The organism is Telluria sp. LT2P34, from assembly GCF_059685915.1.
Genome location: NZ_JCASIN010000001.1, coordinates 562706 through 587139, shown reverse-complemented (window position 1 = coordinate 587139; position 24434 = coordinate 562706). Strand labels below are relative to the sequence as shown.

Here is a 24434-nt window from a genome sequence, read left to right as displayed (position 1 = left end):
AGGCGGACGCCGTTGTCCGAAAGGCCGGTCCAGCATTGGACCAACTGTTGTGGTGCCGAAGGATCGTCGTTGATCCTGTCAGGGTAAGTGCAAGAGCCGTGCCAGGCCCCGGGCGGGGCGCACAGCCTTGCAGATTCGTGGAGGCGCTACATTGCAGTGCACCATGCGCTGAAATGATGCGGGACGCCGCACCGCGCTGGTCTGGAATTCAATTCAAGCGATGACAGGCTGCGCCGCACCGGGAATTCCCGGCCACGCGGCATAGCCGGCTGGATCGCTCCCATCCCAGACCCTGCCATCGATCAGCCTGCTGCTGCGCATGTCGCCAGCCGGCAGGTCCACGCCCGCCTGCAACGCCGCCTCGCGGTAGATATCCAGATGATTGACCGCACGCGCCACAGCGGCGAAATCCGGGTCCTCGCGCAGCAGTCCCCAGCGCCGCTGCTGGGTCAGGAACCACATCCCGTCCGACAGCCACGGGTAAGTGGCCTCGCCGTCGCCGAAGAAGCGCAGGCCCGGGAAATCGCTCGGTCGCGGAACCAGGCTTGCGCGCAGCAGATCGATATCGGCATGGACATAGGCGGGGCTGGCCAGCACTTCGGCGGCCGCTTCGCGGTTCGTCGGCGAGGCGTCGAGCCAGCGCGCCGTGTCGAGCATGGCGGCGACCAGGGCGCGGCAGGTGTTCGGATGGCGGGCGACGAAATCGGCGCGGGCCCCGAGCGCCTTGCCGGGATGGTCGGGCCAGACCTGGCTGCTGGGCGCGGCCAGTACGCCGCTCGCCTCGATCACTGCGCGCCTGCTCCAGGGCTCGCCCGCGCAGAAGCCATCCATGTGGCCGGCTTCCAGGTTGGGCGCCATCTGGCTTGGGGGCAGGGTGACGAGCCGGGTCTGCGTCAGTGGATCGATCCCGGAGGCGGCCAGCCAGTAGCACAGGAACATCGCGTGGTTCCCGGTGGGGAAGGTATGGGCGAAGGTGTAGCGGCGCGGCTGTCCGCGCATCAGCTGTGCCAGCCCGTCGCCATCCCTGACGCCGGCTGCCGCGATGGCGCGGGAGAGCACGATAGCCTGGCCGTTCTGGTTCAGGTTCATCAGCACCGCCATGTCGCGCGCCGCGCTGCCGATGCCCATCTGCAGGCCATACAGCAAGCCGTACAGAGCCTGCGCCGCATCGAGCTCGCCGTTCGTCAGGCGGTCGCGCATGCCGGACCACGAGTGCTGCTTTTCCAGCACCAGCCGAACGCCGTATTTTTCGTCGAAGCCGAGGATGGACGCCATCACCAGCGGCGCGCAGTCGGCCAGCGGCATGAAGCCTATCCTGAGCACTTCCTTTTCCGGCCGGTCCGATCCCGCGCCCTGGTCGCCGAATTTAGCGCCAACGGTGGCGCCCTTGCTTGCCAAGCCTGTCATGCGGTTCCTTTCGCCGGGTCTAACCCAGCAAGTCCTCGACGTCGAGGATGCGCTGCGCGATCTCGGCCAGTCTCATGTTCTTGTTCATCGCCACGCTGCGCAAGCGGCCATAGGCTTCCTGTTCGGTCAAGCGGTGGCGCGCCATCAGCGTGCCCTTGGCGCGTTCGATGACCTTGCGTTCGGCGAGCTTCTGGCGCGTGTCCGCCAGTTCGCCCAGCAGCTTCTGTTCGCGCCTGAAGCGCGCCAGCGCCACGTCGAGTACCGGACGCACCCTTTCGGCGCGCAGGCCGGCCACGATATAGGCCGAGACTCCCGCGGCCACCGCCGCTTCCATCGTCGCCGTGCTGTCATTTTCCGTGAACAGCACGATCGGCCGCCGTTCCTCGCGCGTGGCGATGACGATGTGCTCGAGCACATCGCGCGCATCGGACTCGCTGTCGACAATGATCAGGTCAGGCTGCAACTGGGCGATCCGCTCGGGCAGGAAGATGTCTGGCGGGAGCGAGGCGACAATGTCATAACCGGACTCGAGCAAGCCGATGCGCAGCGCCGCGCTACGGCAGGCCTGGGCAGCGAGGGCGGCATCGCCAGCCAGCGCGTCGCCACTGGTGACGACGACAATGCGCAGGCTGAGGGGTCGATCGATTCGTTTCATGCATCGAACCATGCAAGAAACGGGCCACGAAGGCGCAGCCGCGATGAGGGCGCGGGGCAGTTCCTCGCCGGGCACGACAAGTTTAGCTGGGACCGTGCCAGGCGCATGCACGCGTAATGCGTGATCGACGAATGTATTCAACCGGCCCGCAACCAGTACCTTAGCCTGCCGATACGCCAGTGCCGAGCTTGACAACTTTGATAACGTTGGACACGTCCAGCAGCTTTCGTGCTGGTAGGAGGAGGCGCGGGCACAGGCAACGGAAAAACACCCGCCTGGAATACGACATTCGTGCTGTTCGCCCCTGGTGGATGCTCCACGGTTCGTCAGGATTCGATAAAAACTGTTTATTATCGTGGCTGGACACAGACGGCGTTAGTAGACAACCAATTGCTTCATGGGTGATCAATGCGTGGAATTCTTTTCGGAGCACTTGCCCTTTCTGCCGCTTTCCTGAGATCGAACGCTCGGGCAATTGCCACGACAGCCCCGAACATGGCCAGCAGGCCACTACATCGGGCCGCGCACGCTGAACGGATTGGCCCGACGCTGCTGACGTCCGTACTTGTAACCCTTGCTTTATGGGAGGGATCGCGGCGCGTGAGTAGTAGGCAAAAATCGAATTGTGGGGACGACAAGGCATTGCTGGATGCAATCGTACGAAGCTGCCCGGACGCCATCTTCCTCAAGGATACCCATGGCATCTACCTTGCCTGCAACCGAGCGGCTGCAACCTTGCTTGGTCGTGCCCAGCATGAAATCCTAGGAAAGTCAGATTACGATTTGTTCCCGCTGGAAGTAGCGCGGCAGCACCAAATCCGTGATGAAGAAGTCATTAAGACATGTCAGAGCCTTGTTTACGAACAGCTCGTGCTCGGAAGTAGTTCAGGCGAGACTAGAACGTTCGATCTGCTCAAGACACCCGTCGAGCGTGGCGACGGCACGATAATGGGTGTGCTGGGCGTCGGGCGCGACGTCTCTGCAAAGCGCCGCGAAGAGCAAAAGCTTAGGGAACAGGAGAATCTGTTGCACGAAATGAGTTCCCTGGCCCATATCGGCGGCTGGGAAATCGACGTGGTGGAAAATCGATTTTCCTTTACGGCCGAGCTTGCGCGGCTGCACGAATTCGAACCGGATCGTCAACTCAGCCTGGCGATGTTCCTGTCGCACTACGACGACGGTCAGCGACGCCGGATCAAGCAGGCACTCGGGCATACGCTCGACACCGGGGCGCCTGAGGACATGGATGCGGAGATGGTCCTGCCCAGCGGTTCGCGCAAATGGATGCGGGCGCATTGGCGGGCGACGAAAACGGGCGATGAAGTGACGCGGATATGGGGAATGGTCCAGGACACGACGGCACGGCGCAAGCTGAGCGAGTCGATGCAGATGGCGGACCTGATTTACCGCACCACATCCGACGCAATCCTGATCACCGACCGTCTCAATGTCGTAGTTGACGCCAATCCCGCATTCCTGCTTCTGTTCAAATACACATCCGGCGAAGTGATCGGGAGGACGGCAAGCAGCTTGCTTGCTGTATCCCCTGCGCAACTGCCCGCGACGCTGCATGCCGCGTTCGACGAACCCTGCCAGTGGGAAGGCGAGCTACGGTGCAGTCGAAGCGACGGCACGATGATCGACGTCTCTGTTGACATCAATATATTGCGGGCAGGCGACGAAAACGCGTTCAGACGTGCTATTCACTTCACGGACGTGACCGAGCACAAGCGCAAGGATCGGCAACTTTGGGTTCGGGAAAATTTCGATCAGCTGACGGGCCTCCCAAACAGGGGCCTCTTCCTGGATCGCCTCGAACAGGAGCTGAAGAAGATCGGCGCCGATCCGGATTGTGTCGGCCTGCTATGCCTGGACCTGGACCGGTTCAACGAAATTAACGAGATGGCTGGAAACGCCGGAGGCGACCGCGTTCTCGTAGAAATGTCGGACCGGATAAAAGCCTGCCTGTCGGGGACGTCGACACTGGCCCGTCTGGGCGGCGATCGCTTCGGCGTGATTCTGGCGGACTGCCCGCGCGCTCAGCTTGAAATGACAGCCCAGGCAGTCATGAACGCCATTGCTGTACCGCTTGCCAAGGATGCGCAGCACGCATCAGGGATGGACGGGAACGGGGGCATGTATCTTTCTGCAAGTATCGGCATTGCCGTCTTTCCGGACGATGCTTCTCACGCGGAAGCGCTGGTAAAGGCAGCGGAGCTGGCGATGGTGCAGGCAAAACGCAGCGGTGGCAAGCGCCTCCAGTATTTCGCTCCCTCACAGCAGGAAGCGGCACTGGAAAAAATGAGGATGGTGAATGAATTGCGCCACGCGCTGGAACGTAATCAACTGCACATTTTTTTCCAGCCGATCATTCACGTGGCGAGCGGGCGGATCGCAAAGGCCGAAGCCTTGCTGCGCTGGTCGCACCCTGTGTTCGGCGCTGTCGGACCTGCCCAGTTCATTCCCCTGGCCGAACAGTCCGGCCTGATCGTCGAGATCGGGAACTGGGTCATCGATCAGGCGATCGCCAGCGTGGGGCGCTGGCAGGAGGAGTATGGCACGGTCATTGAATTGAGCGTGAATAGCTCACCTGTCCAGTTCGAGCAGGACGTGGCGAATAGTTGGATCGACCGGCTGGCTGGCTCGGGCCTGGCGCCGGGGAGCATTACGATCGAAGTTACGGAAGGCATGCTGATCAGCGATTTCGAACATGTCAGAGAATGTCTGAAGCGATTGCAGCAAAGCGGCTCGAAAGTGTCGCTGGATGACTTTGGGACGGGCTATTCGGCGCTCGCATATCTAAAAAGTTTCGCTTTTGATTACTTGAAAATCGATAAGTCGTTCGTAAAGAATCTGGAGCACGATGCCCGGGACATGGCATTAACGCAGGCAATCATCAATATGGCCCATCAACTGGGGATCGAGACGATCGCGGAAGGCGTCGAAACCCAGGCGCAACGTGACATACTGACGGGTTTTGGTTGCGATTATCTTCAGGGGTATTTGATTTCCCGGCCGCTTACGTACGACGCGTTCGTTGCAATGCTGGCGGACCCGATGTCAGAATCGTGGGCAACTTGAGCCGGCTGGTAAAACGATCTGATCGTGTCAATCCAGTCACGAGTGACCGATCTATGCGACCTGATCAAGGTACCTGTCTTAGATTGCGTTCTCATCAAGGTAGTCAATTCATCAGCTATGAGGTGAACGAGATCGGCGAGCAGTTTCGTTATAAACGGCGTCTATCAATTGGAGATATGCCTGTTTAATCAAGCCGCCCATCGGCTGTTCTTTTAATTTCATAACGTTTTCCCTATTGAGGCCAGTAGGCACGGTAGGTGACGTATCTATCAAGTTTTTCAATACGGTCAGGTCGGCCGAACAGGTAGCCCTGGAAGAGGGAACAACCGCTGTTAGCAAGGAATTCACGTTGCTCCCACGTTTCCACGCCTTCTGCGACGACCGATAAACCGAAATTATGCGCCAGCGCTATCACTGCTCGCACGATGACAGCGTCGCTACTCTCTTTAACGACATCCTTCACAAATAAGCGGTCAATCTTAATTTCGTGCAGAGGTAGATGTTTTAAATACAACAATGAAGAAAAGCCTGTGCCGAAATCGTCAAGTGAAAACTTAATGCCGCACAAACGCAGGGCGTTCATCTTACTAACAGTAAGGTCGATATCGTCTAGCAGCAAGCTCTCAGTGATTTCGAAAATTAATCGATCCGGGTTTGCACCGCTACGTTTAACGATGTCGAGCACGTGAGCGACGAAATCGACATCGTTGAATTGCCGCGTGCTTATGTTTACTGCAACGGTGAGATGAGCCGATGCCAGATTAAATGACCAACTGCGCAATTGGTTGCAGGCCACCTGGAGCGTCCAGTAGCCCATCTCCAAGATCAAACCCGTGTCTTCTGCCACGCCGATAAAGTCAGCTGGCATGATCAACCCCCTTTCAGGATGCCGTAAGCGTATCAATGCTTCGACTTCGACAAGCCGGCCGGCGTTATCGACTTGCGGTTGATAATGGAGTTCGAAGTGGTTATCTTCCAGCCCCAGTCGCACATAGCCCTCCATTGCGTTGCGCTCGTCAATACGTGCCTGCATGATGGGGTTGAATGTCATTTGCCTGTTACGGCCGTTTGTTTTGGCCGCGTACAGTGCAGTTTCGGCTTGTTTCATCAATTGATCCGGTTTGTGCTCGCTTCCATGAAAAATCGCAATGCCGATACTCGCCGCTATCCGGTAAGCGGCACCGTTTAGCGTGTACGGCGCGTTCAATTCGCTGATGATTTTGCGCGCCATGGCGTCGACTCTGCTGGCCACCACGTCTGAAAGGCCGTCGAGTTGCTCAAGAATGATGGTGAACTCATCGCCCCCTGTGCGTGCAACGGTATCTTGCGGACGTATGGCAGCGGACAGGCGTGCGTCGGCCTGCTTCAGCATGTGGTCTCCGGCTTCTTTACCGTAGGTATGGTTGATCCACTTGAAATTATCCAAGTTGACGTATAGAAGAGCGCCATGCTGCTCGCTGCGCTCTGCTAGTGCGAGCGCTTGCTTGACCCGGTCATGCATTAAGCGCCGATTTGCCAGTTCCTTCAGGGGATTGAACTGAGCGGGTTTTCCGAGCGATTGATCCGGCCTCTTCGTAGCGCAACCGGCCGTGAAAAGATTGCGCGGTGAAGGAGCGCAGGCGCTATACACCAGGCTCAAACGTGTTTTTTTCAGCTCCGTACCGGTCGCGCCAGTCCGGCAGTCCTTGGCGATAAGCCCATCGATGATGGAATCGATCTGCTTGGGATCGGTTGAAGCTAATGTCGCCTGTAGATCACCTTCCAGTTCTATCCGTGACACATCGACCCATCCTGATTCAGCATTAAATTCCTCGTTCAACGAAAGATTTTGGCGGTGAAAATCAGTGATCAAGGCTGAAGCCGGCCCGGCAGGAAGCAACACACTGTCAGGGCTAAGGGTGTCGTGCAGCGTTAATTCAGCGCGATACACACTGGAGCGGCTAACAGTTCCACGTAGTTCTCTCGTTAGAGCAGGAGCGAGCCGTGTTAAATTGTGCTTCATCACGTAGTCGTTGGCTCCTGCTGTCATTACGGCAACTACGGCATCTTCTTCATTGCTTTCAGCGATCAGGATGAACGGTATGTCACCTGCCAGTGATCGGCACAGCGTCAGCGCGTCCATTCCGCTAAAGTCAGCCATGGAAAAATCAGAGAGCACCGCATCCCAATGCTGCTTCAATGCTTCGGTAAGCGTAAGACCGTCTCGAACGCGGGCTGACGTTACGTGAAAGCCGCTCTTGTTCAGCGCCAGTTTGACTAACACCGCATCTTGATCCGAGTCCCCTACCTGCAGCAACCTGATTTGCCGTTGCACCTCTCTCGCTCTTCCGGAAGGCCGCAGCTCGTGGTCAGTCGTTCCCATGCTTGAATCTCGATCGCGGCAAAGTCGGAGACAATCGTCATAGCTAAATCTGCAGAATGTATCCAAGAATGTCTTTCGTGAATGTGAGAGCAAGGCGCGCTGCTCACGCACCATCAGGCGATGTTTTCAGTATGGGTTGGGGGTGGCCTGATGGTCCGGGAAATAAACTTGGATGTAACGAGCGGATTTCTTGCTTGGTGTACGCGTGTTTGTTCGGTGCAGCCTCAGCCGGCGATGGGACTAATTTTCTGCGGGGACCAGCCCGCGCTTAACCGCTAGCAACACTAGGCTAACGACGTCGCGCACGCCAAGCCGCTCCATCAGTTGTGACCTGTGTGCTGCGACTGTTTTTTCGCTCAGGTCGAGTTCAAACGCGATCTCCTTCGTGCCTTTGCGGTTGACGATCATGGTCAGGATCTGCAATTGTCGGGCAGTTAGCGATTGAAACTGTTTTTGCTCGGGTGACGGCGCGCGTACGAAACGGTGGATCATTTTGGTAGAGACTGCGGGACTGAGGTAGATTTCCCGACGTGCTATAGCGTTCAGTGCGATCTCCAACTCGGCAGGTGCCGACTCCTTCAACAAGTAACCAGACGCGCCTTGCTGGAGCGCCTCGGTAACCATTTCTTCAGAAGCATGCATGCTTAAAATTACTGTCGCAGTCTGTGGAAACTTGTCTTTTAGCAGCCGCACTAAGTCAAGACCGTTTTCTTTGCCCATCGTGATGTCGGTTATGACAATGTCCGGAGCGTGCCGGGCTACCTCACGCATTGCTGCGTCCGGATCAGACGCTTCGGCAATTACAGTAAATTCGCCAAGCCGCTCAATCAAACTACGGATGCCTGCCCGCACCAACACATGGTCGTCCACCAGAAGAATTGTTTTTTTGGGCGTCATGTCGATTCTAAGTTGAAGGCAACCTCAATGCGGGTGCCTGCGGTTGCGGACGATTTAACATTAAATGTGCCACCAAGCAGCTCGGTTCGCTCTTTCATTCCGAGCAGCCCGCCTCCGCTGCCGTCAGTGCGCATGGTGCTGACCAGATCGACGAAGCCAATGCCGTCGTCACGGATGATCAACTCAAGTTCATGACCAGATTCGCCTCCATTGACCTCCACGACGACGCTGGTCGCATCTGCATGGCGAACTATGTTGGTAATGCTTTCTTGCACGATGCGATACACGGCGATTTCAATTGGCGCGGCTAGCCTCTCCGGCAAGCCCGCGTATTCGAAGATGCAGCGGCATGTTCCGGTAGCAAATTGGCGCTCCAGTAACTGACGCAGCGCCGATTCGAGGCCAAGGTAGTCCAGTGAGAGTGGACGCAGCGACACTGAGATGACTCGAATCTGCGCGATTAGACCCGACACTGCGGAGTCGATGTTGGCCCATGCCTCGTGCGCAGCTAACTCGGTAAGAAAGCGCTGCAAATGATGCAGGTCTATCTTAAGCAGTGCTAATTGCTGGCCTAGGTCGTCGTGCAATTCACGCGCCAGATTGATGCGCTCCTGTTCTTGAGCATGCAAGAGTTGTGTCGAAATTTTTTCCAGGTTGGCGTTGAGCTTGAGAATTTTAAGTGCTGATTTTTTTTGTTCAGTGATGTCTTCGCCGATACTGGCGACACCAATCACTTTACCGCTGCGGTCGTGCAAAACCGAGCTATTCCAACAGACGAGCCGGCGTTCGCCATTCGCGGTAAGGATTTCATCTTCGTAGCGTAGCTGTTTCGGATCCGAAAGCAGATCGCGAAAATGCCCCATTGCCTCACCGTGTTCGGTTGCCATGCAGGTTGAAAACCAATTGCCGCCAATGAGCTCAGTAAGGGACAAGCCAGCAAGGCGTAACAAGGCGTCATTGCAGAACGTTACGTTCCCTTGAAGGTCGAGCATTACTGACAGCAAGCTGGTGTTGTTTAGCAATTCCGAAAAGCGGCGCTGACTTTCGCGCAAGTCGCGAATTGCATTTTTTTCTTCCGTAATATCCTGAGCCACGCCCGCGAATCGCGTCGGCAATCCATCGGCGCCACTAATCCTGAAAACTTTCATGGATATCCAGCGTACTTGCTGGTCTGGGCGCACGATCTGGAAGACGTAGTTAAAGTGCTCGTTCGCAGTCGCGCGATGCCTAGCGTACGCAGCGACAAAGCGGGCCCGTTCTGCGGGAGGCATAGCAAGCATCCATGAATCAGGATCAACGTACAAGCTTGCACAGCTCCTGCCGATAATTTCTTCATAAGCGGGGCTGACGTACAACAGGCGCCCGCCTGGGCCGTCGACGAGGAAAAAGACCTCTCGGATATTGTCTGCCATCTGCCGAAACTGTGTCTCACTGTCGCGCAGCGATTCGGCGGCGATGTATTTCTCCGTCACGTCCATGTGCATGACAACTGCGCTTGCGAGCTCATTGCCTAGCGGCGTTACTGTCATTAAAAACCACCGCAGTTGGTGGCCCGCATGGCAAGGGTATTCGATCGAAAAATGACGTAAAGCGCCGCTGAGTACCGCTCGTATACCGTCAGGTACGGTGTAGCTATCGTCCTCCGGGCATAGGGAAGCGCGTTCACATACTTCAAGATAGTTGCTGCCGATTCCATAGTTGTATGCTGGATCAAGCCCATTTTGCTCCGAAAAGTCGCGCCAGGCTTTGTTTACGGCCACCAGCGTTGCGTTGCGGTCAAGCACCGCAATAGTAGCGGGTAACGCGTCCAGGGCGGCTGACTGCAACTGGCATTCTCCATATCCGCTAGCACGGTGATCCGCTGCATTCAATAACAGCAATAGATTGCGAATCTGAAGACATAATTCACTTTCAACTTGCGCTTGTAGCAACCAACCGTCGGCGCCTGTTTCGAGTGACGCCATCCGCGCACACGGTCGAGCGTCTGAGCCGACTACCAGCACTGGTAGCTGGGCAGTTGTTAAATCTGCCTTAAGCGATCGCAACCATGCATTGGCCTTGCGATCGTCGGATGATGTCTGAAACGCCAAGATCACCAAACTCGGTAGGCAAGTTGAAATTGCCACCGATGCCGCAATGAGATCAGCGCGATTTGTGACCACGTAGCCTTCCCTGCACAAAAGATCGTCAAGATCCGCTGTCCCGTCGCCAATTGTCAAGACTGCGACTGTGCGGCCAACGTGGAGGCCGCGAGCATGCACTAGCGGCGCCAGACCGATCCCGTCATAAATTTTTTGCATCACTTATTGTGCATCACTTTCAGGGCTAGCCAGTCGATGATTTGCCTTGTTCCTAATACAATAATTGTTTTCTAAGAGCACGGAATTTTCCCGTGGCAACTAGGCGAAACACTCGGATGAGTGATTAGGACAGGCCAGTATCCTTCAAGAATGACTACGACATGCGTCGAGATTTCAGCTTGGGCCCCGTGGCCAGGCTGAACTAGTCTTTTTAACAGGGCAATGCAACATCAATGAATAGTTCAGACCTGAACCTTAGCGTAGGTATTGTGTTGGGTAGTTTCGCCGGGCTTACCGTACTTCTCCTCGTTTCACTAACGAGCATGAAAAGCGCAGAACATACAAACTTTGTAGTGAAATCTCGCGAACCGTGCACGAGGACCGTCACAGGCACGCACAATTCCGGCATGCGTTCCTTGCCAATAGCGAAGTTGGGAAAGTTGCGAGCCGAACCGCAGCGCAATGGAGGATCGCGATGACGCGCGTCATTGCAACCGCAATCTTGGGCTTGGCTGTTTCTTTCGGCCTGATCATTGGACTGCCAGCCAGCTCCGCCAATTTGCAGATTTCGCCTGTCAGCGTTCGGTTCGAACGCGGACAGGTTGCAGCAAGCATTACCCTGCAAAACCTTGGCGATAACGCTGTTCATGGTCAGGTACGTGTCTTCCAATGGTCGCAAAAAGGAGGCGAAGATGTATTGACTCGCACGGATGAGCTGGTCGCTAGCCCGCCGCTTGTTGCAATAGCGCCGCACAGTAGTCAGAAAGTCAGGCTGATTCGTCGTTCCCCCTCAAACATTCCTGCCGAGCAAAGCTTTCGGATGTTAATTGACGAAATTCCTGGTGATCACGCGAGCACCAGAGGTGTGGAGATTCGCCTCCGATATTCAGTGCCTGTCTTCGTCACGCCAGTGGCGATCGCAGCTGCTCCTAAACTGCAATGGACACTCTTGCGCAAGCGAGAAAAGTGGATGTTGCGTGTCCTGAATACAGGCGGCCTCCACGCTCAGCTCGGCCCAACCATATTGGCTTCCAATAAGGGCGATGACATTTTTATCAGTAAAGGTTTGCTTGGCTATGTGCTGAGTGGGGAGGAGAGGGAGTGGTCGCTACCGATTGACGCATCCATTCAGTTCGATAATGCGGTCACAATCCGCGCGATTGTGAATGCGGCAGCAATTACCGTCGTTCCGCTGCGTTAGCAAACCATGCTTACGGTACGGGTGTGCATGTGCATCTTGTTTCTGCTTGTCGGTGGTCGCGCTTATGCACAGGACAGCCGTAGTGAACTTTTTCTTGAAGTAAGCCTGAATGGACAAGCAACCGGCATGATTTTGCGTTTCACAACAAAGGACAAGCGCTTGCACAGCAGTGTCGACAATTTTCGCGAGCTGGGCTTGCGACCTGGCCTACTGGGAATTGTACGCGCTGAGGATGTTGATCTGGACAGCGTAGCCGGCCTCAGTTACCGATATGATCCATCCAGCCAGACGATTGCGATAAGCGTGGCTGACGCGATACGGGAGCCTACCATTCTCAACGCGCGCAGTGAACGCGCATTCTCAACTGGGGTGGTGTCGCCTGGATTGTTGCTTAACTATGATCTCTTTCGCCAGCTTAACAGAGGGGCGCACGCTGCTGCTCTACATGAGTTGCGTTATTTCGGACCAGCAGGAGTCTTCAGCACCAACGGACACGCCTATCTGAGCGGAGATAATCGCTATGTCCGTTACGATACATTCTGGAGTCTGTCCGATCCCGTAACACTGCGAACTGTCCAGGTGGGAGATGTCATCACCACCTCGCTGCCATGGAGCCGCTCGCTTCGCATGGGTGGCATACAGTTACGCAAGAATTTCGACTTACGTCCTGACTTGCTGCCGTACCCGCTGGAGGTGGCACTTGGCTCGGCTGTCGTGCCAAGTGCGGTGTCACTTTATGTCAACGGCAGTCAGCAATTGAATACGCAGGTTCCGGTCGGTCCTTTCATTGTCCGCCGCATTACTGGTTTCAACGGCGCCGGCAATGCAACTATCGTGACCCGCGACGTCCTCGGACGCACCGTCGAAACATCCTTGCCTCTGTACGTCGATACGCGGTTAATGGCGGAAGGGCTCAATGACTATGCCATGGAACTTGGCACATTGCGCCGTAACTATGGTGTGCGCTCTTTTTCTTATGCCTCCAGTCCTGCCATCAGTGCTTCGCTTCGACATGGCGCGAACAGTGCCTTGACCCTGGAGAGTCACATCGAAGCAGGGCACCACCTGCTCAATCTTGGCGCGGGAGTGGTAGCGCGGCTTGGGCAAGCAGGGGTCATCAATACCTCGGTTGCGGCCAGCGTCGGCCAGCGACGGGGCGGCCAGGGAAGCGTCGGCTATCGGTACGTCTCTCCGGACTTCAGCATCGACCTGCAGTCGTTGCGCGCAAGCCGCGGCTATGCAGATTTGGCGAATGACGAGGGCTCGCCCACGCCACTGCGTAACGACCGTTTTAATTTTAGCTTGTCCTTACCACAGCGCCAGAGCGCGAGCATCAGTTTTGTCCACTATGCGGTGCCATTACAGCCGCGCGCCCGCATCGCTGCGCTGACGTATTCGGTGACGATGCGCCGCACGGTCTATTTCACCCTCAGCGGTTATAGACACATTGATGAAAGGGACGCTCGTGGCTTGCACGCGACTTTGAGCATGAACTTTGGCGGGCGTATCGGCGGCAGTGTCAGCTCGGGCACCAACGCCGGAGCTCGAAGCCGTCATGTCAGCCTGCAACGCGCACCGGATGCCGGTAATGGCCTCGGCTGGGCGGCGCAGGCAGGCCATATCGATGGAAGCGGCTATGCCAAAGCACAGCTTCAATATGCCGGCAAGGTGAGTCAGCTAGATATCCTCGCCCAGCGTAACAAAACTGGCAGCAATAGCTCAGCGACGTTGAGCGGCGCGCTGGTTTGGCTGGACGGCGCGCTCCATACCGCCCGCCATCTTGGAGAAGGGTTCGTTCTGGTATCCACTGGGATGGCCGATATTCCGGTAACGCTGGAGAACCGCGCGATGGGGCGAACCGACGTGCGTGGCCATCTCCTGATACCTGATTTGGTTCCTTATGCTGCTAATGCGGTGTCGATCGATGCTTCCGAATTGCCCGCTGATGCGCGCATTGACGTGAATCAGTTAGCCGTGACGCCACGGCGTGGTGCAGGCGTCGTGGCACGCTTCCCTATCGGCCGCTACTCGGCGGCGAGCTTGATTTTGCACGACAGCAGCGGCAAGCCCTTGAGGGCCGGCGCTTCGGTTACGTTGGTCGGAAGCGCGTACAAGTCCGTCGTCGGGTACGACGGCATTGTCTTTCTTGATGGTATGGGAAAAGAAAACCGCTTGGTAGTCGGTGAGGGCGATGACCGCTGCGAAGTGACGCTCCAATTTACACCGGTAACTGGACAGTTGCCCGTGCTCGGACCCTTTGCGTGCCGCTCAGTCGGTGGCGTCCAATGAAGCATATGAGAGCGTTTCTTTTGGTGTTGTTGCTTTCCGTCTCCGGTAACGCTTGCGCCGATAACTGCACGGCGTCAATGACAGATGTCGCCTTCGGCGTCGTTGCGCCGCTTGCAGGCACTGACTATTACGCGAACGGTACGTTAACGATCACATGCAACTGGAGCTTGATGGCCGGTATTCCTGCCTTGCCGCTTTTTCCGAATGTCGCAGTCTGCGTCGGTCTGGGGGCTGGCAGCAGTGGCAGCAGTCCTGGGTCACGCACGATGAACAGGGATGGTGCAACAATTGCTTTTAATCTTTACCGAGATGGAAGCTACGGAGAGGCGACCATATGGGGCGATAACGTCAGCTCAGGGGGAACGCAGCCAATAAATAGCAACCTGGGTGGGCTATTGAGTTTAGGACAGATCAAACGTGCCTTCACTATTTACGGCAAGCTGCCCGCCGCTGCCCTGAAGGGCGCGTCCACGGTGGGCAACGCAGACACCGTCTACACAAACAACTTTTCTGGATACGGCACGCTTAACTATTCCTTTTATTCCGGATCCAGTCCTGCTTCATGCATGACTGGCGGCAGTTCTTCATTTGCCTTCGAAGCGCAAGCGACAGTCAGCAATAATTGCCTCATCAACGTAGGCGCGCTGAAATTTGGCAGCAACGGCATGTTGCGCGGACTGGTCCGGGGTACCGCGACAATGTTAGTGGAATGTACGAATGGGACCGCTTACCAGATTGCTTTGAATGGGGGGACGGTAAGTGGCAACGTCGGAGCACGCCGCATGCGAAAGGCTGCGGCACCCGAAACCATATCGTATGAGTTGTCCGCAACTTACGACGGTGCAAGCTGGGGAGATGGCAGCGGTGGATCCGCGCTGCTTGGGGGAGTTGGAAATGGCAGCGTTCAATCTCTCACCGTCTACGGCAAAGTGCCAGCTCAAATGACGCCATCGCCAGGGGATTACAGCGATACGGTTACTGCAACAATCTATTTCTAGACATCGAAAAGGACCAGGCAACCAAGCCAAGAAGTATCACCAAAAATGCCATCTTATTCAAATAGACGAAGTTAACTGTTGCAACGCACGAACACTCCGACCACTGCCACTTAGGAAACGCCATGACCCCACGCAAAATTTTTCGTATCGCCCTCTTCGGCGCTGCCATTACAACTGCACTACCCGTCGCAACCAACGCCGCGGTCTACAGCAATGGCAGTAATGCTGCGAACTTCGATGTCACGCTTAGGATTGTCGCTGATTGCACGGTGTCCACCGCCGGGAATATGGATTTTGGACAGAACCAAGGCATGATTTCCGCTTCGGTAAATGCGACGTCGAATATTAACGTCACCTGTACCGATACGACGCCGTACAACCTCGGGCTCAACGCCGGCAGCGGGACGGGATCAAGCGGCACGACCCGCTATCTGAGCGGTACAGGCGGGAATGCGGGTACCGTGCGCGTGAATCTGTATCAAACCGCCGGCGCTATGCTGTGGGGCAACACCCAGGGTACGGATACCGTCGCCAATGTCGGCAGCGGCGCCCAGGTCACTCACACGGTTCATGGCGAAATTCCGCCGCAAAGCACGCCGGCGCCCGACAGCTATAAATCGACTATTACAGCTACCGTTTACTTTTGAATCGAGCGCTTTGCAAAACACCGGCCAGCGTGCATTCCGGATGCGATCGATCCGGAGGCAGCATGCTTGTTTTGACTTAACCGTGCGTGCTCCGGGTGTTCTGTTCGCTGGTGATGGTCGAATGATCGCTATATACCTACGACGTCGGCCCCTGGTTGGTGACCTCCCTCTCTGTCGCCCAGGCAGTGTTTCGCTAACGCGGTGTGGGTGGCCGGGGGGGATATAAGAAAAATCGCCATTCTTTGTAGGAGCGATGGCGAACGCAGTTACTTCACCCGCGGCGCCTTCAACTTCGCTTCCGGCGGCACCAATTGCCCAGAACGCAGCCCCTGCACGGTCAGCGCCACGGCGCGCGCCACGTTGCGCACTTCCTCCTGCACATCGGTATCGCGGTCGAGCGTCTGGTGACTCTCGGCATACGATTCGTAGTAGCCGATGAAGCGATCAAGCTCGCCAAGCCGGCCCGAGTCGACCAGTCCCATCCAGCCCATCCAGTCCGACAGCGAGCGGCGCGTGCCTTCGATGCCGGCGACGTCGCCATGCACGACCAGTCCGAATGCGCGTCCCGCCAGGTGCTTCGGATAGTCCCATCCGGCAAGCTCGATCTCCTTGGCCCGGTGCGCATCCTTGCCTTGCGTCGAACTCGGGTCGGGATTGCCGCCATCGGCGCATACCAGGCGGTCGATCATCAGTTTCAGGGGGGAGGGCGTCTGGTACCAGTAGACCGGCGTCAGGATGACGACCCCGTGCGCGGCGACCCAGCGTTCGTAGATCTCGTTCATCCAGTCGCCGGTCTGGCGCTCGGCGTGGTTCGGATAGCAGCTGCACGGCCAGTGGCACAGCGGCATGGCGGTCGACACGCAGGCTTTGCAGGGATGGATGTGGCGGTCGTAGTCGGATGTCAGGCGCGACAGGTCGAGCAGGTCGGTCTCGACGCCGAATTCGGCGAGCGCATCGCGTGCGATCTTCGACAAGCGCCAGGACTTCGAGATCTCGCCCGGGCAGCTGCCGTCGTTGCGCGCCGACGCGTTGATCAACAGGATGCGACTCTGCGTGTCCGGCTTTTTCTGGTGGACCTCCGCCGCCAGCAGCCGGTCGCGCGTGGTTTTCCATTCGATCGACAAGTCGTACGCGGGATCGGCGAAGCCGGCGCCGGCTTTGACCGTGATCGGCGCTTTTCTCTTGTCGCGGTAGGCCAGCCAGGCGATTTCCTCGACCGCGGCCAGCTCGCTTGCTACTTCGCGGTAGGCCGGATCGAAAAACCCATCCATGAACCGGGTCCGGAATTCCTCGCGCTCCAGCCTTTGCGGCGCCTGCCCTGTGCGTACTTCTGTCATAAGGTCTCCATGAAGAAGAGCCGATTATGCGGAACTCACCCAAGGGTCGATGTTCGCTGACGAACCATCGCGCCAATAAAAGCGCGCGCCCCATTCAGGGGCATGACGAGTCAGCCCGAAAATTTACCGCCTGCCAGTTCAACCAGCTGACCGATGTTCGCAGGCTTGGTCAGATGCGCGTCGAAGCCGGCAGCGCGCGCTTTTACCCGGGATGCTTCGTCGCCCCATGCCGTCAGGGCGACCAGCCTGACGCCATCGAGATTGCTATCGGCGCGAATCGCCTCGGCCACCTGGTAGCCGTCCATCACAGGCATGCCGATGTCGAGGAAAATCAGATAGGGATGCCTGGACCGGGCCAGCGCCAGACCTTCCATTCCCCCATAGGCAACTTCGGTCTTCAAACCGTAGAGCTGCAACATCTGGGCCGTCATGTCGGCGGCGTCGCAATTATCGTCAATTACAAGAATGTTTTTGCCGAACGATTCCATGCTTGCCCTGCTTTCGTTGATTTACCTGCCTGCCCGTCAGGCCAATTGTCACGTGGACAGTTTATTTTGACACAATCCGTGCCGGATTGGACGCCTGGAAGTCACAGCAAGCCTGCTTTTTTTCGTTTCTGGAAGTCGAGGGCGCGATTCTGGCCACAGCCTGGACCAAGGGGAGTCCTGTCCCGATTGTTTTACCCCGCTCACCCTCGATAGGGAGTATGGTACGGGCTTCTGTAAGCAGCAAGCTAGCTGGCGTACGTGTCGCACCTGGAGGTGATGGCAGGGCGTAAAGTACTATTCAATGGACTACGCCATGCCTCCTGATTTTGCCGCTTTCCCGGAAGCGGAATTACCTCCGCCCCTGTCCTCCGACGAACGCCATGTCCGCGATGAAATCGAATTGATCGGCTTGCGTGCCACAGTGGCCGGTCTGCTCGAAGAAATCCGCCAAAACCCGCGCGAGGCGGCGCATGCCGAGCTTCCCGGGATAGCGCCCGCGCGCACCGACGACGCGCCGCAAACCGAATTCGTCGCCATGCTGTCCCACGAGCTGCGCAATCCCCTCCAGTCGATGACGATGGCCAGCCAGTTGCTGGCCAACGCCGCGCAAACCGATCTAGTAGTGGCGCAGGCCCATCGGGTGCTGGAGCGGCAGATCACGCACATGTCGCGCCTGCTCGACGAGCTGCTCGATGCCTCGCGGGCGGTGAGCGGGAAAATTGTCTTGCAGCTAGCTCCGGTATCCCTGGGCGAGATCATCCACGCGGCGGTCGAAGCCAGTCATCCAGGCATCCTGCGGCGCCGTCAGCGACTGACGGTCGACCTGCTGGACGACGGGATAGTCGTCGACGGCGACCTGGTCAGGCTGGTGCAGGTATTCACCAACTTGCTCAACAACGCCAGCCAGTTCACCGACATGGATGGCGCGATCGCCATCAGCGCGGTGCGCCGCGATGCGATGGTCGAGGTGAGCGTCAGCGACAATGGCGCGGGCATTGCGCACGAGCTCCAGCCGCATGTCTTCGATTTGTTCACGCAAGGCAAGCGCACCCTCGAACGCGCGTCAGGCGGACTCGGGATCGGATTGGCGCTGGTGAAGACGATTGTCAGCATGCACGGGGGCAGGACGGCACTGTTCAGTGCCGGGGCCGGCGCGGGCAGCAGTTTCACAATCAGCTTGCCGCTCGGGACCGTCCTGGCGCCTCCCCCGCCGGCACCGGCCGCGCCTCTGGACGGCGCCTTCGATATCCTCATCATCGAAGACAATGTGGATGCCAACGAGATCATGGGCATGTTGCTCGAAATCGAGGGCCACCGGGTCACCAACAGTTTCGACGGCGCCGAGGGACTGGGCCTGGCGCTCGGCAAGCGCTTCGATATCGTCCTGTGCGATCTCGGCCTTCCCGGCCTGACCGGGCTCGAGGTGGTCGCCGCCATCAAGGCGCAGCACGGGCAGAACGCTCCGCTGATGATCGCCACGACCGGCTACAGCGAAGATGCGAAGCGCGACCTGGCCAGGGCCGCAGGATTCGATCACTACCTGGTCAAGCCGGTGAACGTGTCCTCGGTGCTCGCGGCAATTGCCGGGCACGCCCAGCAAGCAGGCAACTAAGCCAGCGGGATCGCCACGGTGAACACGACGCGCCCGTTGACGTGGGCGTAAGCGATGGTGCCGTTGTGGGCCGTCACGATGCGCTCGGTGATGTAGAGTCCCAGCCCCATGCCGCCGCGGTTTTGCGGGTTGTGCAAGGACGCCGCCTTGAACGGCGCGAAGAGGGTCTGGACGACGGAGCCGGCAAGCGGATCGGCGACGTTACTCACCGAAAAAGACGCATATCCCGGCTTGATCGACACCACGATGTCGATCGCTTCGGCACGTCGTCCGTGGCTGCGCGCATTGCTCAGCAAATTCGACGCCACCTGGGCCAGCCGATCGGCGTCGGCCATGACGATTGCGCTGCCGATACCGCTCAAGCGGTAGTTCACATCAGGGTAGCCGACCGCCGCCTCGTCGACCAGGTCGCGCAGCACGGGGCCCAGATCGATGGCCCCCATCCGCAGCCCGAAGCCGATCCCCGTTTCAATCTTGCTCACATCCAGCACCTGGCTGATCAGGCGGCTCATACGGTTGCCGGAGGCCTGGATGCGCACACCCATCGGCGCCGCCGGACCGCCTTTTTGCAGCAGCGAGGCCGCCATCTGGATGGCGTTCAGGGGTTCACGCAGGTCGTGGCCCAGCATCGCCATCAGGCGCGCACGCGCCAGGTCGATTTCGGCCTGGCGCGAAATGCTGGCCCGGTGAAGTTCCTCCTGCATGTCGCGCGCAATCATGAGGACGGTCGGCGACCATGCCTCGGCCCGGCCGCGCACGGTCTCCAGCCATTCCTCGAAGGAGCCGCGTGGCGTCAGGCGTGCGCCCAGTGGACCTACCTCGATGATTTTCTCGGGTTTTCCGGCCCAGCGGATCGAGACGACCTGCTCTGGCCGCATCGCAATGACCCAGCCATCCGTGGCGGGATCAAAACAGATCGCCAGCATCCCCGGCCACTGGCCGATCTCCCCGCGCGCGCTCGCGGGCCAGTCTTCGATGCCGAGGCGCTCGATCAGGCCTGCGCCGGCCGCGGGATGCGCCCTGACCACGGCCGCCGCCGTACCGGCCTCGATATCGCCGTGCACGATGTGGCGGCCCGACTGGGTCACGATCAGCGCCGGGCAATCGAGCGCTGCGCAGATGGCCTCGGCCTGGAGGCCGACTTCGCGCAAGGCGTCCTCGTCGCGCAACAGGACCTGCATCAGGTCGGTTCGCACGCGCGCGGCCCGCTCGATCGCCGCCGCACGCTGCTGTGCTTCCAGCGTCTGCACGGTGGCCGCCAGCACCTGGGCGATCACGTCGGCCGTCATGCGGATCGCATACGGCACGCGCCGCGGGAGCAGGTGATGGCAGGCGATCATGCCCCACAGGCGGCCGTCGACGATGATCGAGACGCTCATCGAGGCGCCGACACCCATGTTGCGCAGGTACTCGATATGCACGGGCGACACGCTGCGCAGCACGCAGTGGCTCATGTCGACCGGGGCGGCGCCCGCGCGGCCCAGGATCGGGACCGCCTGGCTGTTCAGGTCGGGAATCAGGCGCAAGGTATTCATGACGTACAGCCGCCTTGCCTGCGCCGGAATGTCGGAGGCCGGATAACGCATTCCCAGCAGGGGCGCGAGCGTCGCGATGCGCGACTCGGCGATGACGTCGCCGCTGCCGTCCTGGCCGAAACGGTAGCCCATCACGCGGTCGAAGCCGGTGATGTCCCTGACCTGGTCGGTTGCCATCTGCAACAGGGAAGACATGCTGGTCTGGCGCTTCAGACGGTCGAGCGCGCCATGGGCCCGCAGGGCGAACATGCCGACCGTGTCGAGGGACACATCGCGCAGCTCGAACTCGACCATGACCCGGTCGAGATACGCATGGCTCACGCAATCGAAATCGCGGTCGCCGATATGCACGGGCATCACCAGCGGGAATGTTTCTCCGCCTGAGAGGGCCAGGCACTGCGCGACCATGGATGCGACCTCTTCAGGCAGCCCGAGCGCCTCCAGCGCCATGCCGGCGCGCACCTCGATGCCGAGGAGGGCCGGGACGTTGGCGCTCCATGCTTCGAGCATGCCCGCGCCGTCCAGCACCATCATCGCGCCATGCGCCTGGATGGTGCCGGGCACATGAATCGGCTCGTCCGCGCAATTGGCAAGATTGACGGGATGTTGGTCGAGCGTAGGTTCAGCGTTCATCCGGAGAAAACGTTTTTCAATGTGACTTTCGTACTTCGTCGGGAGTCGACTGCGGGGAAATTCATCTTAGCACCTGCCGGGGCGGAAACAGATTCTTTTCACGCGCCGGCTTGCCGCTACAAGGCCGGCTCGAGGTCCTCGCCAAGTCCGTGCTCTTCGGCGAAATGCAGCGCCACGTCGAGCGCGTCCATGAATTCGACAATCTGGATCGGTTTGGTCAGGTAGCGCAGAAAGCCTGCCTCGATGCCGCGTTCCACGTCGCGCGGCACCGCGTTGGCGGAGAGCGCGATGACCGGGATGCGTGCGGTGACGGGATCGCTCCGCAAGATCTTCAAGGCGCCGTAGCCGCTCAAGCCGGGCAGATTGATGTCCATCAGGATCAGGTCGGGCTGGCAGGTGCGCGCCAGGTTGATGCCGAGGTGGGCGTCGACCGCGCTGAGCAGCTGGAGGTCGCCGCGCCGCGCAATCAGCTCGTCAACGAGGGCGAGATTCGCCGGATTGTCTTCGACATACAGGACAGTGCGCTGTGCCGGCGCCGAGCCGTTGCGCTCTCCAGAACGCCTGAGGGGAAGCAAGTCGCTGATGTCGGCCAGTTCCGGCCGCTGCGAGGCAGGGAACTCGACCCAGAATTCGGTACCGACGCCAAGTGCGCTGTCCACGCCAATCTGGCCGCCCATCAGTTCGACCAGCTGCTTGGTCACGACCAGCCCGATACCCGTGCCTTCCTCGGTGCTGCGCTCCTGGCCGAGCCGGTTAAATGGCTGGAACAGCTGGGCGATCTGCTCTTTCGACAAGCCGATACCGGTGTCCTTGATATACAGGCGCACGCGCTCTCCCGCGAGGGTCTCGCAACGCGCAGTGACCGTGCCGCCGGGGCGGTTGTACTTGATCGCATTCGACAGCAGGTTGATGATGACCTGCTTGACGCGCGTGAGATCGGCATGGATATAGCAGGCCTCCTCGAAGTCGGGCAGCCTGACCTCGACCGAACGGCGGATGGCTTGCGGGCCGACCAGCACGCCGCAGTCGCGCAGCACCTCGGCCATGCACATCGGCTCGGCCGAGACCGTGACCTTGCCCGACTCGATCATCGCCAGGTCGAGAATCTCGTTGATCAGCCGTAGCAGGTACCAGCCGCCCTTGAGGATGTGCTGGATCGAGCGTTGCTGCGAAGGCGAGGGCGGCGGGGTCGCCGATTCCATCAGCTGGGCGAAGCCCAGCACGCCGTTCAGCGGCGTGCGCAGTTCGTGGCTCATGCTCGACAGGAAATCGGATTTGGCCAGGTTGGCTTTTTCCGCCGCGCCTTTCGCCAGTTCCAGCTCGATGTTGTTTTCCTGGAGTTTGTCCTCGAACTGCTTGCGGTCGGTGACGTCGCGCGCGGAGGCGAACACGCCTTTCAGGTTGCGGCCACGGTCATAGAAGGTCGTGGCGTTGTACGAGACGACGGTTTCCTTGCCGTCGCGCGCCAGCACGGTCAGTTCGTAATTCGTGACTTTGCCTTCGCGCAGGACGCGCTTGATGCCTGCCTCGGCGCGCTTGGGATCGGTGAAATAGTCCTTGAAGGGTGCGCCGATCAGTTCATCGCGGGTGCAGCCGGTCAGCGACTCCATCTGGTGGTTGACGTCGCTGATGATCCCGCGTGGATCGGTCGTCATCAGGGCGTCGATGTTCGATTCGATCAGCGAGCGCGTATAGAACTGCTGGTCGCGCAGGCTCTGGTCGAGCAGCTCCTGCTCTTCCTCGACCTGCTTGCGGGCGGTATTGTCGGTGCCGATCAGCAGGTAGCCGATGATGGCGTCCTGGGCGTCGCGCAGCGCCGTCACCGACACGATCGCCGGGAAACGGCTGCCATCCTGGCGGATATAGGTCAGTTCGTAGATATCCTCGATCTCGCGCGAGGCCTTGAACACCAGGGCCTCGAAGCCCGGCGAAATCGAGGCATTGAATTCCATGCTGAGCGAATCGGCGCGTTCGATGACTTCGTCGGGGTCCGAGATATCGGCCGGGGTGATCTTGTTGACGACGTCGGTTGCCGCGTAGCCGAGCATGCGTTCGGCGCCCACATTGAAAATCTGGATGACGCCCTGGGCGTCGGTGGCGATGCTCGAGAAGTTCGCGCTGTTGAAGATCGCCAGCTGCAGGGCGCCGGCCCGGATCAGCGCCGCCTCGGCTTGCTTGCGCGCGGTGTTGTCGGTGCCGATCAGGAGGTAGCCGATGATCGTTCCCGTCGCATCGCGCAGCGCCGTGACCGATACCACCGCGGGGAAGCGGCTGCCATCCTTGCGGATATACGTCAGTTCATAGATGTCCTCGATCCCGCGCGAAGCCTTGAAGACGAGCGCCTCGAAGCCGGGCGAGATCGGCGTGTCGAGTTCCGCCGTCAGGGTCCTGGCGCGCGCGATCACTTCCTGGGGGTCCGAGATGTCCGCCGGCGTGATCCTGTCCACCACGTCCGCCGCCGTATAGCCCAGCATGCGCTCGGCGCCGACGTTGAAAATCTGGATGACGCCCTGGGCATCGGTCGCAATGCTGGAGAAATTCGCGCTGTTGAAGATCGCGTCCTGGAGCGCGCCCGCTTTCAGCAAGGGCAAGGCACTGTCGAGGGCAGGGGTGGCGGCGCCGTGCCTCCGCAAGCTGAACCCGAACAGGACTGCCAGCGCCATGAACAGCATGGCGCTGCCGGGGAGTACCAGCCCGGTCGACCCGCCGAGGGCGGCGATCGCGATGAAAACAAGCGCGGCGGCGCTCGATACCGTCAAGCCGGCCAGAGACAGGCGGTCGAGGGACTTGGTGTTGCGTTTTGGCATTTGGAGAACCTGAGGCGGATGAAACTGAGCGCCAGCCTCGGCTCAAAGAAGGGACGGCGAAGCCGCGTAGAACATTTTCCGGGGCATTGCGCATCCCGGCAACGCACAGTAGCACATCTACTCGCGCACAAGTTTTTCCTTACGGAAAATAGTTTAGCCCCCATCAATATCCTGCGCAATCGACA

The 24434-nt window shown here is 59.0% G+C and carries 15 protein-coding genes; 6 read left to right on the top strand and 9 right to left on the bottom strand.

Features of this window, described 5'->3' with window-relative positions; all coding sequences use genetic code 11:
* Positions 1–213: 213 nt before the first annotated feature.
* Both AC56KZ_RS02580 and AC56KZ_RS02575 read right to left on the bottom strand, forming a co-directional pair.
* Complete coding sequence (locus AC56KZ_RS02580) at positions 214–1407, bottom strand: CmpA/NrtA family ABC transporter substrate-binding protein (protein WP_497160567.1); 1194 nt, start codon at positions 1405–1407, stop codon at positions 214–216.
* Positions 1408–1426: 19 nt separating this feature from the next.
* Positions 1427–2062 (bottom strand): ANTAR domain-containing response regulator, encoded by a 636-nt coding sequence (locus tag AC56KZ_RS02575; RefSeq protein WP_497160566.1) that lies wholly within the window; start codon positions 2060–2062, stop codon positions 1427–1429.
* Between the two features lie 642 nt (positions 2063–2704).
* On the opposite strand from AC56KZ_RS02575, the gene AC56KZ_RS02570 reads away from it, so the two are divergent.
* On the top strand, positions 2705–5143 hold the full coding sequence (locus AC56KZ_RS02570; RefSeq protein WP_497160565.1) for a sensor domain-containing protein: 2439 nt from the start codon (positions 2705–2707) through the stop codon (positions 5141–5143).
* A gap of 232 nt (positions 5144–5375) precedes the next feature.
* On the opposite strand, the gene AC56KZ_RS02565 is transcribed toward AC56KZ_RS02570, so the two are convergent.
* From AC56KZ_RS02565 to AC56KZ_RS02555, 3 genes are all read right to left on the bottom strand, one after another.
* Positions 5376–7505, bottom strand: a complete 2130-nt coding sequence (locus AC56KZ_RS02565) for an EAL domain-containing protein (protein WP_497160564.1) — start codon at positions 7503–7505, stop codon at positions 5376–5378.
* A gap of 240 nt (positions 7506–7745) precedes the next feature.
* On the bottom strand, positions 7746–8402 hold the full coding sequence (locus AC56KZ_RS02560) for a response regulator (RefSeq protein WP_497160563.1): 657 nt from the start codon (positions 8400–8402) through the stop codon (positions 7746–7748).
* The gene (locus AC56KZ_RS02555; protein ID WP_497160562.1) at positions 8399–10702 is read right to left on the bottom strand and encodes a sensor histidine kinase; all 2304 of its coding nucleotides are present in this window, start codon (positions 10700–10702) and stop codon (positions 8399–8401) included. Before AC56KZ_RS02555 ends, AC56KZ_RS02560 begins: the two co-directional genes overlap by 4 nt.
* Before the next feature lie 475 nt (positions 10703–11177).
* On the opposite strand from AC56KZ_RS02555, the gene AC56KZ_RS02550 reads away from it, so the two are divergent.
* The 4 genes from AC56KZ_RS02550 (at position 11178) to AC56KZ_RS02535 (ending at position 15837) form a co-directional block, all read left to right on the top strand.
* Entirely contained in the window at positions 11178–11903 is a 726-nt protein-coding gene (locus tag AC56KZ_RS02550) for a fimbrial biogenesis chaperone (RefSeq protein ID WP_497160561.1), read from the top strand.
* 36 nt (positions 11904–11939) lie between these two features.
* On the top strand, positions 11940–14192 hold the full coding sequence (locus tag AC56KZ_RS02545) for a fimbria/pilus outer membrane usher protein (RefSeq protein WP_497160560.1): 2253 nt from the start codon (positions 11940–11942) through the stop codon (positions 14190–14192).
* Positions 14189–15190: a Csu type fimbrial protein gene (locus tag AC56KZ_RS02540; RefSeq protein ID WP_497160559.1), complete on the top strand. Its 1002-nt coding sequence runs from the start codon at positions 14189–14191 to the stop codon at positions 15188–15190. The genes AC56KZ_RS02545 and AC56KZ_RS02540 overlap by 4 nt, the downstream gene beginning before the upstream one ends.
* Positions 15191–15312: 122 nt before the next feature.
* Positions 15313–15837 carry a Csu type fimbrial protein gene (locus tag AC56KZ_RS02535; protein ID WP_497160558.1) on the top strand — a complete coding sequence of 175 codons (525 nt, stop codon included), beginning with the start codon at positions 15313–15315 and terminating at the stop codon, positions 15835–15837.
* A 266-nt stretch (positions 15838–16103) separates the two neighbouring features.
* On the opposite strand, the gene AC56KZ_RS02530 is transcribed toward AC56KZ_RS02535, so the two are convergent.
* Both AC56KZ_RS02530 and AC56KZ_RS02525 read right to left on the bottom strand, forming a co-directional pair.
* The gene (locus AC56KZ_RS02530) at positions 16104–17174 is read right to left on the bottom strand and encodes a flavodoxin family protein (RefSeq protein WP_497160557.1); all 1071 of its coding nucleotides are present in this window, start codon (positions 17172–17174) and stop codon (positions 16104–16106) included.
* A 110-nt stretch (positions 17175–17284) separates the two neighbouring features.
* Positions 17285–17662 carry a response regulator gene (locus AC56KZ_RS02525; RefSeq protein WP_497160556.1) on the bottom strand — a complete coding sequence of 126 codons (378 nt, stop codon included), beginning with the start codon at positions 17660–17662 and terminating at the stop codon, positions 17285–17287.
* Positions 17663–17975: 313 nt separating this feature from the next.
* Here AC56KZ_RS02525 and AC56KZ_RS02520 point away from each other — a divergent pair, with 313 nt between their 5' ends.
* The gene (locus tag AC56KZ_RS02520; protein WP_497160555.1) at positions 17976–19274 is read left to right on the top strand and encodes a hybrid sensor histidine kinase/response regulator; all 1299 of its coding nucleotides are present in this window, start codon (positions 17976–17978) and stop codon (positions 19272–19274) included.
* Here AC56KZ_RS02520 and AC56KZ_RS02515 read toward each other — a convergent pair.
* Positions 19271–21442 (bottom strand): histidine kinase dimerization/phospho-acceptor domain-containing protein, encoded by a 2172-nt coding sequence (locus tag AC56KZ_RS02515; RefSeq protein ID WP_497160554.1) that lies wholly within the window; start codon positions 21440–21442, stop codon positions 19271–19273. The two genes, AC56KZ_RS02520 and AC56KZ_RS02515, sit on opposite strands and share 4 nt — an antisense overlap.
* A gap of 116 nt (positions 21443–21558) precedes the next feature.
* Entirely contained in the window at positions 21559–24249 is a 2691-nt protein-coding gene (locus AC56KZ_RS02510; RefSeq protein ID WP_497160553.1) for a PAS domain S-box protein, read from the bottom strand.
* Positions 24250–24434: the final 185 nt, after the last annotated feature.